The sequence below is a fragment of the Streptosporangium heterodermiicola genome, from assembly GCF_051390675.1.
Taxonomy (GTDB): Bacteria; Actinomycetota; Actinomycetes; order Streptosporangiales; family Streptosporangiaceae; genus Streptosporangium.
In genome coordinates this window covers 328,993-345,346 of record NZ_JBPJSR010000004.1, presented here as the reverse complement: position 1 = coordinate 345,346, position 16,354 = coordinate 328,993, and the positions used below count along the sequence as shown (strand labels likewise).

The window sequence follows — 16,354 nt, the reverse complement described above, 5'->3', positions numbered from 1 at the left end:
CGGCGACGTCCGGCTCGTGCCGTCCGGGCAGGGGTCGTGATGCGGTGGGTGGAGTCCGGTGACGTCCGGCTGGCACTGTTCGAGCAGGGGGACCCCGCGGCCCCGACCGTCCTGCTCGTGCACGGCTACCCCGACACCCACCGGGTCTGGGACGAGGTCGCCGCGCTGCTGGAGGACCGCTTCCACGTGGTCCGCCACGACGTCCGCGGCGCCGGGCTCTCCGGCGCCCCGCGCGCCACCGAGGGGTACGGCTACGACCACCTGGCCGCCGACCTGACCGCGGTCCTCGACGCGGTGGGCAAGCCAGGGGTGCACCTCGTCGGGCACGACTGGGGATCCATCCAGGGCTGGCAGCTGATCGGCAGGCCGGGCATCGAGGAGCGGATCCTCTCCTTCACCTCCGTCGGCGGCCCGCACCTGGACCAGGCCGCGCGCTTCGTACGGCACGGCAGGCCGCGCGAGGTCGCCGGGCAGCTCCTGCGGTCCTGGTACATCGGCGCCTTCCAGCTCCCGGTCGTCCCCGAGCTCGTGCTGCGCGCCGTGCTGCCGCGCGTGCTGAACCGGTCGGTGGGGGCACCCGGACGCCCGGGGCACCCGGCGGAGACGCTCGTCAGGGACGGCCTGAACGGTCTCGGCCTCTACCGGGCCAACATGCTGAACGGCCGTGGCGCGTCACCCGCCGCGCCCGTGCCACGGGTTCCCGTCCAGCTCGTCGAGGCCACCGGGGATCCGTTCGTCTCCCCCGCGCTGCTCGCCTCGGCGCACCGCTGGGCGCCCGGGTTGTGGCACCGTCGCGTCCCCGCGGGCCACTGGGTGCAGCGCAGCCACCCCGAGGTGCTCGCCCGCATGATCGCCGAGTTCGCCGAGCACGTCGAGGGGGCGCCGCCCTCCAGGGAGCTGCGCAGGGACCGGCCCGGCGAGCGCGGGCCGTACGACGGCCGGTTGGTGGTGGTCACCGGCGCGGGCGGCGGGATCGGGCGGGCCACCGCCCGCGCCTTCGCCGCGCACGGCGCCGAGGTGATCTGCGCGGACATCGACCTCGACGCCGCGCGCCGCACGGCTGAGGGCATCGCCGAAGGCAGGGGCAGGGGCACGGCGCACGCCCACCGGGTGGACGTCGCGGACGCGGCGGGGATGGAGGAGTTCGCCCGGCTGGTCAGGGACCGCTACGGCGTGCCCGACATCGTGGTGAACAACGCGGGGATCGCGGTGGCGGGCCCGTTCCTCGACCACTCGGCCGACGACTGGCGGCGGACCCTGGACGTGAACCTGTGGGGTGTCATCCACGGCTGCCGCCTGTTCGCCGCCCAGATGGCCGAGCGCGGCCAGGGCGGTCACATCGTGAACGTGGCCTCGCTCGCCGCCTTCCTGCCCAGCAGGCTGCTGCCCGCGTACTCGACGTCGAAGGCGGCGGTGAAGATGCTCGGCGACTGCCTGCGCGCCGAACTCGCCGGGCAGGGGATCGGGGTCTCCACGATCTGCCCGGGGTTCGTCTCCACCGCGATCGCGCGGAACGCCACCTACGTCGGCGAGTTCGCCGAGGTCGCCGGGGAGCCGGCGGGGAGGGCGCTGGCCGCGCGCGGATACCCGCCCGAGCGGGTGGCCGCGCACATCCTGCGCGCCGTCCACCGCGACCTTCCCGTCGTCGCGGTGACCGCGGAGGGCAGGATCGGCTACGCGCTCTCACGGATCTCCCCGGCCCTCACCCGCCGCCTGGCCGGGCTCGTCAGGCTCACCGGGGGTGGAGAAATCTCGCGATTGACGAATAAGCACTGACCCCGGTCTGTCAGAAGGGCAAGATGGGGTGGTGTCCACCATCTCCTGCGAGGAGCCGGGTGAGGCTCCACTGCGGCGTCAACCCACCCAACGACGAAGCGCGCGACGTGTCGAGCGGATGCTCGACGCGTGTGCCGACCTGCTGGACGAGATCGGCTACGACGCGCTCTCCACCACGAGGATCGCCGAGCGCGCGGGGGTCGCGATCGGTTCGGTCTACCAGTTCTTCCCCGACAAACGAGCCCTCACCCAGGCGGTGACCCGGCGCCACGTGGAGGGGTTCGTCTCCCGGATCGGCCGGCGCTTCCTGCTGGAGGACTACGCGGGCTGGTGGGACGCGGTCGACGCGATCATCGACGAGTACGTGGAGATGCACAGGACCGTGCCGGGTTTCCGGTCCCTGCACTTCGGTGACGTCGTCGACCTCAACCTGCTCGACCCCGGGTCCGAGAACAACACGGTGATCGCCGGACGGCTGCGCGGCCTCCTCCTGCAGGAATACGGGCTGGCCGACAGCGAGGAGTTCGATCTGGCCATCCTCGTCGCGGTGGAGGCCGGTGACGCCGTGCTCAAGCTCGCCTTCCGCCGCGATCCGAACGGCGCCCCGGAGATCGTGGCCGAGGCCAAGCGCCTGATCCGCGGCTACCTGAACCGTCAGTTCGCCCGGGTCTCGGCCTGAGAGGTGTCCGGCGCGCCCGGGGAGAGTGAGGTCTCGCGAGGGCCTGGGCCGTCAGTTCGCCCGCGTGCCGGTTCGTGGGGGTCCGGGAGGGAGATCCTCGCCGGGGGACGCGCCGGGGCCCTCCGTAGCGCGCTCGGCACTCTCGGCGCTCTCGGCGCCGGTCGCGTCCGGCACGGTGGACGAGTGCTCCTCCCGCGCCTCCCCTTCCCGGTGCGGCCTGCCCCGGCGTTCGAGCTGGGGCCACCGCTCCACGGGGGCGGCCTCACCGGTCGTCCCGGCCCCGGGGCGCCCCTGCGCCGTCAGCCTCTGCGCTTCAGGCTCCCGTACGTCCTGCCACGGTGTTCCCGGTACTCCCGTGTCCGGCCGCCGCGTGTCCGGTCCTCGCGTGTGCCGTTCCCGGGTGCCCTGTCTCGGGGAGACGCGTCCGTCGGCGTGCCTCTCGACGTGTCTCCGCGCGCGCAGCCGCGCCTCGTGCGGCCGTTCCCCGCCCGCCACCGGCACGGGCACGACCGCGGCGGGTCCGGACGGCCGCGATCCCGGTTCGTCGCGGGACCTCACGGAGGGGTCGCACGGCTCGCGGCCGGACGAGATGATCGGCTGGAGACGCCGTTCCCGGGAGGCTCGTTCCACCTTCCTGATCCGGGCGGCGAGCCTCTCGGCACGGATCCGGCTCTCCAGGGTGAGCAACTCCCGGTGGGCCTGCCCGATCGCCTCCATCTTGACCGAGAGGTATCCGGCGGAGCCCGGAACGATCACCGAGAAGGCCAGGAGAAGCATCACCATGAACGATGTCTGCTTCGACATGCCCATCGCGGCTCCTCCCCGTGACACGCTCCTCTAGCAGGACTCGTCGCTCATATGCCCGTTTTACTGAGGAAAAACGCGTAGCGTAACCGTAGGTTTGCCCAAGGTAAGGTGGCCAATACCTGCCGTTGGCCGTACGCGATCGAGCGTCGCTCGGTACTCTCGCGATGTGGCGCATGTGACACGTGAGCAACTTGATCGATTGCTTGAGCAGGCACTTCTGGCCGACGATCACGAAGACCTGGCCCGGCGACTAGAAGCCCTGGTCGAGGCGTACGCGTCCGGCGACATATCACGGGCGGCGATCCTCGTGCTCGCCGCCGAGGAGTGGAGACAGGCCGGGCAGCCCGCCCGGGCCTTCGACTGCTTCCAGCGGGCGGTGGACGACGGCGGCGAGGTGAGCGTCGACCCCCGGGCCGGGATCGCCGACACCCTCTTCGAGCTCGAACGGCCGGACGAGGCGAGGGAGGTGATCGCGGCGATCCGCGCCGCCGGTGACGTCACCGCGGCCACCGCCCTCACGGTCGCCGAGACCCTCGTCGCCTACGGTGATCTCGGGGAGGCCCACCAGTGGGCCACCGAGGGGGCGCACCGGGCGGTGGAGGGCAGCGGCGAGCACATCGCCCTGCTCAGGACCCGCTACCGGATCCGCGTCGACCTCGGGCTTCCCGAGGACGAGCTCGACGCCCTCCTGGACGCCTCGCACTGACGGCCGGACGAGCCCGGCGCTCTTCCGGACGCTCGCCTGGAGAGCTTGACGTTCTTCTGGACACCTCGCACCGACGGCCGGACGAGCTCGGCGCTCTTCCGGGCGCTCGCGCGGACGGCTGGAGGGCTTGACGCTCTTCCGGACGTTTGCGCCGACGGCCGGACGCCCCTCGCGCCGACGGCGTTCTCGCCTGCCCGCGCACGCGGAAGGGGAGGGCCGTGCCCCGTGAGGCACGGCCCTCCCCTGCGATGGTTCCACGGTGGATCCCGCCGGTCCGCGGACCGGCGGCCGATCCACCGTTTCCTGCGCTTCCTACCTCATGCCGAGGTTCACTCCGTACGGAGATTCACTCCACGTCGAGGTCGGGCAGCGTCCCCTCCAGTGCGGGAAGGGGAACCGCCGAGGTGCCCTCGGCGCCGGTGCCGCCCGTGGTGCCCTCCGTCGCGGTGCCGACGGTGGCGGCGTCGGGCAGTGCGGGGGTCTCCGGGCGCACGGCGGCCGGCGCCTCCTCGGTGGGCAGGTTCGCGGTGGGCATGTCGGCCGCGGGCAGGTCGGCGGCGGGCATGTCCGCAGCGGGCATGTCGGCGGTGGGCATGTCGGCCGGCGGCAGGTTCTCGGTGGTGGCGTCCGCCGGGGCGGGAACGGGCAGCGGGGGCGCGGGCTCCTCGGCCGGTGCGGCCGGTGCGGCCGGTGCGACCGGTGCGACCGGTGCGACCGGTGCGACCGGTGCGACCGGCGCCTCCGGTGCGACCGGTCCCTCCGGCGTGACCGCCGTCTCGGCGAGCTCGCCGGGCGCCGGGGGCGCCGGGGCCCGCAGCCAGCTGATGCCGTCGCCGGGAGCGCCAGGCGTGCCCGGCATGCCGGGCAGGTCCGGAGCCTCGGCCATGACGCTCACCCACGAGTTCGTCCACTCCTGCGCGGGAAGGCTCGACAGCCCGAAGGGCAGCGCGTGGAAGCCGGCGCCCGCGGCGACGCCCCCGGCGTCGGCGAAGCTGACCACGGCGGCGGGCTGGGCGAGCTGGGGCAGGTCGGTGACGCGGGCGAGCCGGTTCGCGGTCACGGACGTCTCGCCGACGTTCGCGGCCACCGGCGCCTGGGCACCGTCCACGACCGCCGGCGTCGCGGCCACCGGCGCCTGGGCATCGTCCACGACCGCCGGCGTCTCCGCACCGCTCACCGTCGCCGGCGCCTCCGTCATCGGGGCCTCCGCGGCGCCCGCCGTCGCCGGCGTCTCCGTGCCGGCCACCGGTGCCTGGGCGCTGTCAACGACGGCGCTGTCAACGACGGCGCTGTCAACGACGGCACCGTCCACGACCGGCGCCGCCTCCGTACCGGCGGCAGCTCCCATGTCGCCCGCCGTCGCCGGAGTCTCGGCGGTGACGGCCGGCGGTGCCACGGTGCCGCCCGTGGCCGGCGGCGTCACGGCGCTGTTCGCGGCCCGCGCCTCCTCGGGTGTGGCGACGGTCCCGGCGACGCCGGTCTCCTCGCACGTGGGGTCCACCGGTCCGGGAGCTCCCAGCACCGTCGCCGTGCCCTGCTCAGGGCAGGGCGCGACCTCCGCCGACGCGGGAGAGACCATCGTGAGACCGGCGCCGACCGTGAGCACCGCCATCGCGAGGATCCCTCGGATGTTCCGTGATGAGTTCGACATGCGCATCCCCCTGTTGCGTTCGGTAATCCGATGAAAACCGAACGTAACAGGGGGGTCTCCCTGAGGGGCGGGCTTAGCGCAACGGTGGTCAAGCCATTACCGGGCTCCGCCTGCCCACAGCCAGGGCGTTACCGGGCCTTACCGGGCCCCGCCCAGCTCGCTGCCAGGCCGTTACCGGGCATCCCCGGTCGCTGTCAGGCCGCTACCGGGCACTCCTGGCCGCTGTCAGGTCCTTACCGGGCCGATCACCAGGGAGTCGCTCGCCTCGTCGAGGTCGACCAGCACCTCGTCGCCGTCCTGGACCTCGCCGGAGAGCACCTCCTTGGCCAGCTTGTCGCCGATCGCCGACTGGACGAGGCGGCGGAGCGGGCGAGCGCCGTACAGCGGGTCGTAGCCCGTCAGCGCCAGCCAGTCGCGCGCCGCCGGGGTCACGGTCAGCGTGAGCCGCCGGTCCGCCAGGCGCCTGGCCAGGTGGACGACCTGCAGGTCCACGATCCTGGACAGCTCCTCGGTGCCGAGCGCGTCGAACTGGATGACGTCGTCGAGCCGGTTCAGGAACTCCGGCTTGAACGCGTTCCTGACCGCGGCCATCACGGCGGTCCGCTGTGCCTCCTTCGCCATGCCCGGGTCCACCAGGAACTGCGAGCCGATGTTGGAGGTGAGGATGAGGATCACGTTGCGGAAGTCGACCGTCCTGCCCTGCCCGTCGGTGAGACGGCCGTCGTCGAGCACCTGGAGCAGGATGTCGAAGACCTCGGGGTGGGCCTTCTCGACCTCGTCCAGCAGCACCACGCCGTACGGCCTGCGCCGCACGGCCTCGGTGAGCTGGCCGCCCTCCTCGTAACCGATGTAGCCGGGAGGGGCGCCCACCAGGCGCGCGACGCTGTGCTTCTCGCCGTACTCGCTCATGTCGATGCGGACCATCGCCCGCTCGTCGTCGAACAGGAAGTCCGCCAGCGCCTTGGCCAGCTCCGTCTTGCCGACGCCCGTCGGGCCGAGGAAGAGGAAGCTGCCGGTCGGCCGGTCCGGGTCGGAGATGCCCGCCCGCGCCCGCCGTACGGCGTCGGAGACCGCCTCGACCGCCTGCCGCTGGCCGATCAGCCGCCTGCCGAGCTCCTCCTCCATGCGGAGCAGCTTGGTGGTCTCGCCCTCAAGGAGCCGGCCCGCGGGGATGCCGGTCCACGAGGAGATCACCTGGGCGATGTCGTCGGAGCCGACCTCCTCCTTGACCATGGGGTCCTCGGGCTGGGCGGCCTTGCTGGCCTCGGCGAGCTCGGCCTCCAGCTTGGGCACCTCGGCGTACATCAGCCGCGAGGCGGCCTCGAAGTCGCCGTCGCGCTGCGCGCGCTCGGCGGCGCCGCGCACCTCGTCGATCTGCTTCTTCAGGTCGCCGACCCGGTTGAGCCCCGCCTTCTCCCGCTCCCAGCGGCCGACCAGGGCGTTGAGGTCCTCCTGGCGGTCGGCGAGCTCCTTGCGGAGCCGCTCCAGCCGCTGCAGGCTGCCCTCGTCGGTCTCCTTGGCGAGCGCCAGCTCCTCCATCTTCATCCGGTCGACGTTCCGCTGGAGCTGGTCGATCTCCACCGGGCGGGAGTCGATCTCCATGCGGAGCCGGGAGGCCGCCTCGTCGACGAGGTCGATCGCCTTGTCGGGCAGGAAGCGGGAGGTGATGTAGCGGTCGGAGAGCGCGGCGGCGGCGACGAGCGCGCCGTCGGAGATCTGGACCTGGTGGTGCGCCTCGTAGCGGCCCTTGAGGCCGCGCAGGATGGCGATGGTGTCCTCGACGGTGGGCTCGCCCACGTAGACCTGCTGGAAGCGCCGCTCCAGCGCCGGGTCCTTCTCGATGCGCTCGCGGTACTCGTCCAGCGTGGTCGCGCCGATCATCCGCAGCTCGCCGCGGGCCAGCATGGGCTTGAGCATGTTGCCCGCGTCCATCGCGCCCTCGGCGGCGCCCGCGCCGACCATGGTGTGCAGCTCGTCGATGAAGGTGACGACCTGGCCGTCGCTCTCCTTGATCTCCCCGAGCACCGCCTTGAGGCGCTCCTCGAACTCGCCGCGGTACTTGGCGCCGGCGACCATCGCGCTGAGGTCGAGCGCGATCAGGCGCTTGTCGCGCAGGCTGGAGGGGACGTCGCCCGCGACGATCCGCTGGGCCAGCCCCTCGACCACCGCGGTCTTGCCGACGCCGGGCTCGCCGATGAGCACCGGGTTGTTCTTGGTACGGCGGCTGAGCACCTGGATGACACGCCGGATCTCCGAGTCGCGGCCGATCACCGGGTCGAGCTTGCCCGCCCTGGCCCGCTCGGTCAGGTCGATCCCGTACTTCTCCAGCGCCTGGTAGGTGTCCTCCGGCGTCTCGCTGGTCACCCTGGCGTGCCCGCGCACCTTCTCGAAGGCGTCGAGCAGCGCGTTCGGGCTCGCGCCGTTCGCCTTGAGCAGCGTGGCGACGGGGCCGCCGTCGGTGGCGAGACCGACCAGCAGGTGCTCGGTCGAGACGTAGTCGTCCTCAAGACCGCGGGCCCGCTGGGCGGCGGTGTTCATCACGGTGAGGAGCTGCCGGGAGCTCGACGGGGCGCTGACCGTGGAGCCCTGCGCCTTCGGCAGCGCCGCGAGCTGCTTCTCCGCCTCGACGCGCAGCTGCTTCCAGTCGGCGCCGACGGCTTCGAGCAGGGGTACGGCGGTGCCGCCGGTCTGGGCGAGCAGCGCGGTGAACAGATGGGCGGGGGCGACCTCGGGATTGCCCTCGGCGGCCGCCCGCCTGATGGCGGAGGAGACCGCCGCCTGGCTCTTCTGGGTGAGCTTGTAGTCCATGCTTGTCAGGCCTCACTCGAAAGTGCTGTGTCGGATGGCGACGCCGGCCCGGCGGGTCCTCACGGGCCGGTCACAGACGCGTCCTCAAGACGTGGGACGGAGTCTCAGGCGGGGGGCAGCTGGTACTGGATGAGCGCGCGGATCATGTTCATCTCCGCGCGCAGGCGGTGGTTCTCGTCACGCAGGCGCAGGGCCTCCGTCTCAAGGACCAGGATTCGCTTGATGCCCGCGAGGTTGATGCCCTCCTCCTGGGAGAGCCGCTGGACCTCGCGGAGCATCACGATGTCGCGGGTGGAGTACAGGCGTCCGCGACCGGCCGTCCGGCCCGGACTGACCAGGCCGAGACGGTCGTACTGGCGCAGGGTCTGCGGGTGCAGGCCCGACAGCTGGGCGGCCACCGAGATCACGTAGACGGGTGTGTCGTCCGACAGATCGAAGTAGTTGGCTTCCACGGCTACTCGCTCCTGGCCAGTTCGATCAGGTCCGCCCGCGGGTCACCACCCACGGTGGCGTCGCGGAACTCCTCAAGGGCCCCCCTCGCCTTGTCCTCCAGTTGCTGCGGCACCAGGACCTCGACCGTGGCGAGCAGGTCGCCCTTGGTGCCGTCCTTGCGGGCCACGCCCCTGCCGCGCACCCGGAAGGTGCGGCCGTTCGGGGTGCCCTCGGGGATGCGCAGCGTGACCGGCAGCCCCTTCAGGATCGGCACCTTGATCTCGGCGCCCAGCGCGGCCTCGGTGAAGGTCACCGGGACGGTGACCGTCAGGTTCTCCCCCGTCCGGCCGAACACGGGGTGCGGCTTGACGTGGATCAGGACGTAGAGGTCACCGGCGGGACCGCCGTTCTCGCCGGGCGCCCCCTTGGCCTTGAGCTTGATGCGCTGGTTGTCGCCGACCCCCGCGGGGATGCGGGCCTGGATCGTGCGGGTGCTCTTGCCCCGCCCGCTCCCGTCGCACACCGGGCACGGGTCGTCCACCAGCAGGCCGCGGCCCTTGCAGTCGCGGCACGGCTCGGAGAAGGCGAAGTTTCCGAGGTTGCGGCTGGCCGCCCCGGTGCCCTCGCAGGTCGGGCAGACCCGCGGGACGGTCCCGGCCTTGGCGCCGGTGCCTCCGCATCCGGTGCACGCGGAGGAGCTGGTCAGGCGGAGCGACACCGTGGTGCCCTCCACCGCCTCGGAGAAGGAGAGCGTGACCTCGGACTCGATGTCCTGGCCGCGCCGCGCCCTCGTCGTCGCCCCCCCGGGGCGGCTCGCGCCGCCCCGGTTGAAGAGCCCGCCGAAGATGTCGCCGATGCGCTCCCCGGCACCGCTCTGCTGCTGTTGCTGGCCGGTCCCCCCGAACAGGTCTCCCAGGTCGAACGGGAAACCACCCCCGCGCTGCGCGCCCCCCGCCCCCGGGAAGCCGACACCCGACCCGAACAGCGCCCGCGCCTCGTCGTACTCCTTGCGGCGCTTGGTGTCGGAGAGGATGTCGTACGCCTCCGAGACCTCCTTGAACTTGGCGGTGCTCTCGGAGGTCGCCGAGCTTCCGGGGTTGGCGTCCGGGTGATACTTCCTGGCCAGCTTCCGGTACGCCTTCTTGATCTCATCGGCCGTAGCGGTCTTCGGCACACCAAGGACGGCGTAGTAGTCCTTCTCCAGGTAGTCCTTGGTGCTCATCTACGTTCCTTCTCAGAGATCAGATGTGGGGGTGTCAGTTGTCGTCCGCGGCGGGCTCTTCTGGCTCCGCGACCGCGACGCGCGCGGGGCGGAGCACTCGCTCGCCGATCCGGTAACCGGGCTGCAGGATCTCCACGCAGGTCGGCTCCGTGACGTCGGGGGAGTAGCTGTGCATCAGAGCCTCGTGCACCGTCGGGTCGAACGGCTCACCCTTGGCACCGAACGTGCTCAGCCCCAGCTTCCCGGTGGCCGCCTCCAGTGACTCGCTCACCTTGGCGAAGCCGCCGGTCAGCTCCCCGTGGTCACGGGCCCGGCCGATGTCGTCGAGGACCGGCAGCAGCTCGGCCAGCACGCCGGCCACCGCCTGCTCCTTGACCGCGACCCGGTCCCGCTCGACCCTCTTGCGATAGTTGGAATACTCGGCCTGAAGGCGCTGCAGGTCCGCGGTGCGCTCGGCGAGCTGGGTGGCCAGCTCGATCGAGGCCAGGTCGGCCGCGAGGGAGGACGACCTGTCGGCCGCCTGCTCCTTGTCGTTCTGGCCCGTCTGAGCCGTCTGGCCCGTGGCCTCGGCCGGGCCCGTCTCGCGTACCTGCCCCGTCTCCGGGTCTATCTTCCGGTTGTCGCGGATCACCGGCTCCTCCTCGGAACCGTTCTCGCGCGTGCTCACGCTGGTGCTCCCCTCGGCTTTCCGCCCGTCACTTGGCGCCGTTGTCGCGCTTCGGCTCGTCGTCCACGATCTCGGCCTCGACCACGTCGTCGTCGGCCTTCTGCCCGCCGTCGGCGGTGGCGTCCGCGTCGGGAGCGCCGGCCGGGGTCTCCGACCCCTGCGCCTGGGCGTAGATGGCGGATCCCATCTTCTGGCTGACCGTGGCGAGCTTCTCCGCGGAGGCGCGGATCACGGACGAGTCGGTGCCCTCCAGAGCCTTCTTGAGCTCGGTGACGGCCTCGTTGACCTCGTTCTTGATGTCGTCGGGGACCTTCTCGGCGTTCTCGCCGAGGAACTTCTCGGTCTGGTAGACGAGCGAGTCGGCGTTGTTGCGCGTCTCGGCCTCTTCGCGGCGGTTCTTGTCCTCCTCGGCGTAGGACTCGGCCTCGCGCATCATGCGCTCGATGTCGTCCTTCGGCAGCGCGGAGCCGCCGGTGATCGTCATCGTCTGCTCCTTGCCGGTGCCGAGGTCCTTGGCGGAGACGTTGACGATGCCGTTGGCGTCGATGTCGAAGGTGACCTCGATCTGCGGGATGCCGCGCGGCGCCGGGGCGATGCCGGTCAGCTCGAAGGTGGCCAGCTTCTTGTTGTACGCGGCGATCTCGCGCTCGCCCTGGTAGACCTGGATCTGCACCGACGGCTGGTTGTCCTCGGCCGTGGTGAAGACCTCGGAGCGCTTGGTCGGGATCGTGGTGTTGCGCTCGATGATCTTGGTGAAGATCCCGCCCTTGGTCTCGATGCCCAGGCTCAGCGGGGTCACGTCGAGCAGCAGGACGTCCTTGACCTCGCCCTTGAGCACGCCGGCCTGGAGGGCGGCGCCGATGGCCACGACCTCGTCCGGGTTGACGCCCTTGTTGGGCTCCTGGCCCGCGGTCAGCTCCTTGACGAGCTCGGCCACGGCGGGCATGCGGGTCGAGCCGCCGACGAGCACCACGTGGGCGATGTCGGAGACCTTGATCCCGGCGTCCTTGACGACCTGGTTGAACGGGCCCTTGCAGCGCTCAAGGAGGTCGGCGGTGATCCGCTGGAACTCGGCGCGGGTGAGCTTCTCCTCCAGGTGGAGGGGGCCCTCGGCCGAGGCGGTGATGTAGGGGAGGTTGATGGAGGTCTCCGACTGGCTGGAGAGCTCGATCTTGGCCTTCTCCGCGGCCTCGCGCAGGCGCTGCAGCGCCATCTTGTCCTTGGTCAGGTCGACGCCGTGCGCGTTCTTGAACCGGTTGGCCAGCTCGTCCACGACGCGCTGGTCCCAGTCGTCGCCACCGAGGTGGTTGTCGCCGCTGGTGGCCTTGACCTCGACGAAGCCGTGGCCGTCCTCCTGGCCGACGTCGAGCAGGGACACGTCGAAGGTGCCGCCGCCGAGGTCGAAGACGAGGATGGTCTCGTCCTTCTCCTTGTCGAGGCCGTACGCCAGCGCGGCGGCGGTGGGCTCGTTGATGATGCGCAGCACGTTCAGGCCGGCGATGGTGCCGGCCTCCTGGGTGGCCTGGCGCTGGGCGTCGTTGAAGTAGGCGGGAACGGTGATCACCGCGTCGGTGATCTTCTCGCCCAGGTAGGCTTCGGCGTCCTGCTTCAGCTTCTGCAGCACGAAGGCGCTGATCTGCTGCGGGTTGGACTTCTTGCCGTCGATCTCGACGGACCAGTTGGTGCCCATCTCGCGCTTGACCGAGCGAATCGTCCGGTCGACGTTGGTGACGGCCTGCCGCTTGGCGACCTCGCCGACGAGGACCTCGCCGTTCTTCGCGAACGCGACCACGGACGGCGTGGTCCGCGAACCCTGGGCGTTGGCGATGACGGTGGGCTCACCGCCCTCAAGAATCGAGACGACGGAGTTGGTCGTCCCCAGGTCGATACCTACCGCACGTGCCATGAGTACGTCCTTGTAGTCAAAGTTGAGTCGATGAGACTCATAGTGGAACCTCGTGTGACGTTTGTCAAACGACTTGAGTCTACTGGGCTCAACCCTCGGACGCGCGTGGGCATTCCCGGTTTCCGGGGAAACACAGCGGTGCTCTTCATCCCTCTGACGAGGGAACACGCGGGATCGTTCCCCGGAGACGACGGGAGATCACGGAGGCCGCCCGGTCACCTCTCGCGGGGGCGTACGACACCCCGGCCGCTTTGGGGACAGGTTTTCGGAACGACTCTCATGGACGGCTCCGGGAAACGGATCCCCGGAGCGGGCGAGGCGTCTCGGCCGCGGCCCGCTCCGGGGCACCCGGAGGACACCCGCCGCCCGCCGGGGGCGTACTCGTACTCCGGCGCTTACTTCGGCTACTTCGGCGTGGGCTCCGGCGTGGGCTTCTCCCGCCTTCGCCCGTTGCCGGGTGCCCGCCGCGTCAGCGGGCGCCGTCGACGACCTTGCGGGCGCCGAGGGGCTTCTTGAGCTTGACGGTCGTCACCTTCTGGATGGCGATCTCGATGCAGGCGACGTTCTGGGCCTTGCTGCTCGGGCCCTCCCAGAGGGTGACGGTCACCCGCTTGGAGGTCTGGCGCACGGTGACCCGGTCGAGCACGTTGCACGGCTCGACCCCGGACCACCAGGTGATCCGCAGGCTCCGGCCGTCCTTCGACGGCTTGGCCTTCAGCCACCTGACCTTGCGGGGGTTGTCGGTGTGGCCCTCGGGTTTCGTCGGTTTGGGGGCACCGCTCGTGGACTCGTCCCGGGGGGCCACGCCGTGGCTCGCCGGCGCGGAGGGAGCGCTCGGGGGGATGGAGGTGGCCTGACTCGCGGGGCGCGTGGGAGAGGCGGCGGTGACCGTGGCGCTGGGGTCGGTGCCGCAGCCCAGCGCCAGCAGGAGGCTTCCGGCCAGGAAAGAGGTCGCGATCATACGCATACCCCTAAGACGGATCGGGCTCCGGAGCGGTTCAGAAGACTCTGACATCGCGCTGTCGACCCTCGGTCAGACCGCGCGGCCGGGGGTCCGCTTCGCCGTCCGGCGCGCCTTCTCCGCGTCGTCGAATCCTCCCCGGGCCGCTCGGGTGGAGAGGGCCTTCAGCGCCTCGACGCGTCTGACACGCGTCACGTGTCCTCGCAGGGCGGCGTTCGCCATGTCCCGCTTCGTGGTGCTCCCCGGCATGCGTGTCGCCTTGGCGAGGGCTTCGTCGTCGAGGCCGATCCGGATGACGCTCATTCGCCCCTCCTGTGTCGGTGGCGTGTGCGCAGCCGTACCCCGTCAGCGGCCGTCACGAGAGATGATTCCCCCGGTTGGGGGCCGATAGGCTGCGGGAAGTTTCGATCCACGATTTCGAGGTGCTCATATGATCGCGATTCTTGGCACCGGCAAGATGGGTGAGGCCCTGCTGTCCGGGCTGCTCAGGGCCGGGTTCAAGCCGGGTGACGTGATCGCGACGGCTCGGCGCGCCGAGCGGGGCCGGGCCCTCGCGGAGCGGTACGGCGTGCGGGTGGCCTCAAACGCCGAGGCCGCCAAGGACGCCGACACGATCATCCTCGCGGTCAAGCCTCAGGACATGGGGTCCCTGCTCGCCGAGATCGCGGGGCACATCCCGGCCGACCGCCTGGTCGTCTCGGCGGCGGCGGGCATCACGACCTCGTTCGTCGAGTCGCGGCTCGGCGCCGAGGTCCCGGTGGTCCGGGTCATGTCCAACACGCCGGTCCTGGTCGACGAGGCGATGAGCGTGATCTCCGCGGGCGCGCACGCCTCCGAGGAGCACCTCAGGCGGGCCGAGGACCTGTTCAGCCCGGTCGGCAAGGTGCTGCGCATCCCCGAGTCGCAGCAGGACGCGGCCACGGCCCTGTCGGGCAGCGGTCCCGCCTACTTCTTCTACCTGGTCGAGGCCATGGTCGACGCGGGCATCCTGCTCGGCATGCCCCGCGCCGCCGCCCTCGACATGGTCACCCAGTCGATCGTCGGAGCGGCGATCATGCTCCGCGACTCGGGGGAGCACCCGGTGATCCTCCGCGAGGCGGTCACCTCGCCGGGCGGCACCACCATCGCGGCCATCGCTGAGCTGGAGCGGCACAGCGTCCGCGCCGCCTTCCTGGCCGCCATCGAGGCCGCCAGGGACCGGGGACGCCAGCTCGCCGAGGGCTGAGCCGAGGGCCGGCCCGGGGGCCCGAGAGCTGGGGCCGGAGGTCGAGCCGAAGGGTGGGCCGAGGACTGGGCCCACCCCCTCTATTAGGAAACTTTCCTGCGTACGGCATCATTTCCCGCGGAACTCCGGGGGAATGAGGCGATCGTGGAGCAGGCCGTATCGGCTGATGAGCGGGGGCGGGAAGAGACCGGGCCCGCTGTCTGGACGCGGAGCTTCCTGCTCTTCTTCACCGCCAGGTCCGTCTCCATGCTGGGGGCCGCGATGGTCCCGTTCGCGACGGCGGTGGGCGTGGGCGGGCTCGGCTACGGCCCCACTGGGGTGGGGCTGGCGCTGGCCGCGTGGATGGCGCCCTTCGCGGTGCTCATCCTGTTCGGCGGGGTCTTCGCCGACAGGTTCACGCCGCGCCGCATGATGATCGGCGCCGACACGGTCAGGGTGGTGAGCCAGGGGACCGCCGCGGCGCTGTTCGTCTTCGGCAGGCCGGACCTCTGGCAGATCCTCGTCATCTCCGCGATCAACGGCGTCGCCGCCGCGATGTACCAGCCCGGCGTCTCCAGCACGGTCCCGCGCGTGGCGCGGGACGTGCAGAGGGCCAACGCCACCCTGCGCGTCTCCGAGTCGATCATGTTGCTGGCCGGTCCCGGCGTCGCGGGCGCCATCGTCGGCTTCTCCGGGGTCGGCGTCGTCTTCGCGATCGACGCCGCCGGGTTCACGGTCAGCGCGGTGTGCCTGCTCCTCCTGCGCCTGCCGGTGGCCGCGGGGCCGGTCGCCGAGCGGTCGATGTGGCGCAACCTGCGCGGGGGCTGGCAGGAGTTCCGGTCCAGGACCTGGATGTGGTCGGTGATCCTGGTCTGGGCGGTCTTCGGGGTCACGCTGTTCGGCCCGATGATCCCGCTGGGCTCGGTGCTGGTCAGCGAGCGGCTCGGCGAGACCGCCTACGGGCTGGTCATGTCCGCCTCCGGCGCGGGCACCGTCGTCGGCGGCCTGGTCGCCATGCGGGTCCGCCCGGGACGGCCGCTGATGGCCGGCGCGATCGGCCTGTTCGGCTTCGCCCTGGAGCCTCTCTCCATCGCGGTGGCGTCGCCGCCCGCGGTCCTCGTGGCCGCGCACGTGATCGGTGGCGCGGGATGGGCGTTCTGGTCGGTCATGTGGGCCACGAGCATCCAGACCCAGGTCCCGGCGGAGGCGCTCAACCGGGTCACCGCGTACGAGGTCGCCGGCTCGACCCTGTTCGTTCCGATCGGCCAGGTGCTCGCGGGGCCGGTGGCCGGGGTGGTGGGCGCGCCGCAGCTGCTGATCGGGTCCTCGATCGTGGCGGTCGCCGGGTGCGCCGCCCTCCTGCTGGTCCCCGCCGTCAGGGGACTGCGCAGGGTCTCCTCCGTCTGATTCGCCCGATCCGTTTGACCTCCCTGCCAGGGGTACGGCCGTTCCAGGGGCGTTCGGGATTCCGGAGGGGGGCCGGGGCCTCTGGCGCAGCGGCTAAACGTGCCCGTTAATAGCAATAAATCGGGATA

Annotated in this window: 13 protein-coding genes and 1 pseudogene; 5 read left to right on the top strand and 9 right to left on the bottom strand. The window is 71.5% G+C overall.

Annotated features, from left to right (window positions below; translation table 11 throughout):
- Positions 1 to 39: 39 nt before the first annotated feature.
- Together ACSC1Q_RS11495 and ACSC1Q_RS11490 are read left to right on the top strand one after the other, a co-directional pair.
- Positions 40 to 1,776 carry an SDR family oxidoreductase gene (locus ACSC1Q_RS11495; protein ID WP_436758647.1) on the top strand — a complete coding sequence of 579 codons (1,737 nt, stop codon included), beginning with the start codon at positions 40 to 42 and terminating at the stop codon, positions 1,774 to 1,776.
- A 31-nt stretch (positions 1,777 to 1,807) separates the two neighbouring features.
- The gene (locus tag ACSC1Q_RS11490) at positions 1,808 to 2,455 is read left to right on the top strand and encodes a TetR/AcrR family transcriptional regulator (RefSeq protein ID WP_386154687.1); all 648 of its coding nucleotides are present in this window, start codon (positions 1,808 to 1,810) and stop codon (positions 2,453 to 2,455) included.
- 51 nt (positions 2,456 to 2,506) lie between these two features.
- On the opposite strand, the gene ACSC1Q_RS11485 is transcribed toward ACSC1Q_RS11490, so the two are convergent.
- Positions 2,507 to 3,259 carry a hypothetical protein gene (locus ACSC1Q_RS11485; protein ID WP_436758646.1) on the bottom strand — a complete coding sequence of 251 codons (753 nt, stop codon included), beginning with the start codon at positions 3,257 to 3,259 and terminating at the stop codon, positions 2,507 to 2,509.
- A gap of 178 nt (positions 3,260 to 3,437) precedes the next feature.
- Here ACSC1Q_RS11485 and ACSC1Q_RS11480 point away from each other — a divergent pair, with 178 nt between their 5' ends.
- A complete protein-coding gene (locus ACSC1Q_RS11480; RefSeq protein ID WP_436758645.1) occupies positions 3,438 to 3,968 on the top strand; it encodes a hypothetical protein in 531 nt (176 codons plus the stop codon).
- A 346-nt stretch (positions 3,969 to 4,314) separates the two neighbouring features.
- Here the strand turns inward: ACSC1Q_RS11480 and ACSC1Q_RS11475 are convergent, their stop codons facing one another.
- From ACSC1Q_RS11475 to ACSC1Q_RS11440, 8 genes and pseudogenes are all read right to left on the bottom strand, one after another.
- Positions 4,315 to 5,580, bottom strand: coding sequence for a hypothetical protein (locus tag ACSC1Q_RS11475; protein ID WP_436758644.1), 1,266 nt, complete (start codon positions 5,578 to 5,580; stop codon positions 4,315 to 4,317).
- A 264-nt stretch (positions 5,581 to 5,844) separates the two neighbouring features.
- Positions 5,845 to 8,427 (bottom strand): ATP-dependent chaperone ClpB, encoded by a 2,583-nt coding sequence (gene clpB / locus ACSC1Q_RS11470; protein WP_436758643.1) that lies wholly within the window; start codon positions 8,425 to 8,427, stop codon positions 5,845 to 5,847.
- A gap of 199 nt (positions 8,428 to 8,626) precedes the next feature.
- A pseudogene (locus ACSC1Q_RS11465) lies at positions 8,627 to 8,879 on the bottom strand (heat shock protein transcriptional repressor HspR); the annotation flags it as partial.
- A 2-nt stretch (positions 8,880 to 8,881) separates the two neighbouring features.
- Positions 8,882 to 10,081 carry a molecular chaperone DnaJ gene (gene dnaJ / locus ACSC1Q_RS11460; RefSeq protein ID WP_436758642.1) on the bottom strand — a complete coding sequence of 400 codons (1,200 nt, stop codon included), beginning with the start codon at positions 10,079 to 10,081 and terminating at the stop codon, positions 8,882 to 8,884.
- 34 nt (positions 10,082 to 10,115) lie between these two features.
- Entirely contained in the window at positions 10,116 to 10,748 is a 633-nt protein-coding gene (gene grpE, locus ACSC1Q_RS11455; protein WP_436758641.1) for a nucleotide exchange factor GrpE, read from the bottom strand.
- A 28-nt stretch (positions 10,749 to 10,776) separates the two neighbouring features.
- Positions 10,777 to 12,654 (bottom strand): molecular chaperone DnaK, encoded by a 1,878-nt coding sequence (gene dnaK, locus ACSC1Q_RS11450; protein ID WP_350968936.1) that lies wholly within the window; start codon positions 12,652 to 12,654, stop codon positions 10,777 to 10,779.
- Positions 12,655 to 13,123: 469 nt separating this feature from the next.
- The gene (locus ACSC1Q_RS11445; protein WP_436758640.1) at positions 13,124 to 13,615 is read right to left on the bottom strand and encodes a hypothetical protein; all 492 of its coding nucleotides are present in this window, start codon (positions 13,613 to 13,615) and stop codon (positions 13,124 to 13,126) included.
- Between the two features lie 72 nt (positions 13,616 to 13,687).
- Positions 13,688 to 13,918 (bottom strand): type II toxin-antitoxin system VapB family antitoxin, encoded by a 231-nt coding sequence (locus ACSC1Q_RS11440; RefSeq protein WP_436758639.1) that lies wholly within the window; start codon positions 13,916 to 13,918, stop codon positions 13,688 to 13,690.
- A 127-nt stretch (positions 13,919 to 14,045) separates the two neighbouring features.
- On the opposite strand from ACSC1Q_RS11440, the gene proC reads away from it, so the two are divergent.
- On the top strand, positions 14,046 to 14,840 hold the full coding sequence (gene proC, locus ACSC1Q_RS11435) for a pyrroline-5-carboxylate reductase (RefSeq protein WP_436758638.1): 795 nt from the start codon (positions 14,046 to 14,048) through the stop codon (positions 14,838 to 14,840).
- A gap of 144 nt (positions 14,841 to 14,984) precedes the next feature.
- On the top strand, positions 14,985 to 16,226 hold the full coding sequence (locus ACSC1Q_RS11430; RefSeq protein WP_436758637.1) for an MFS transporter: 1,242 nt from the start codon (positions 14,985 to 14,987) through the stop codon (positions 16,224 to 16,226).
- The last annotated feature ends 128 nt before the right edge of the window (positions 16,227 to 16,354 follow it).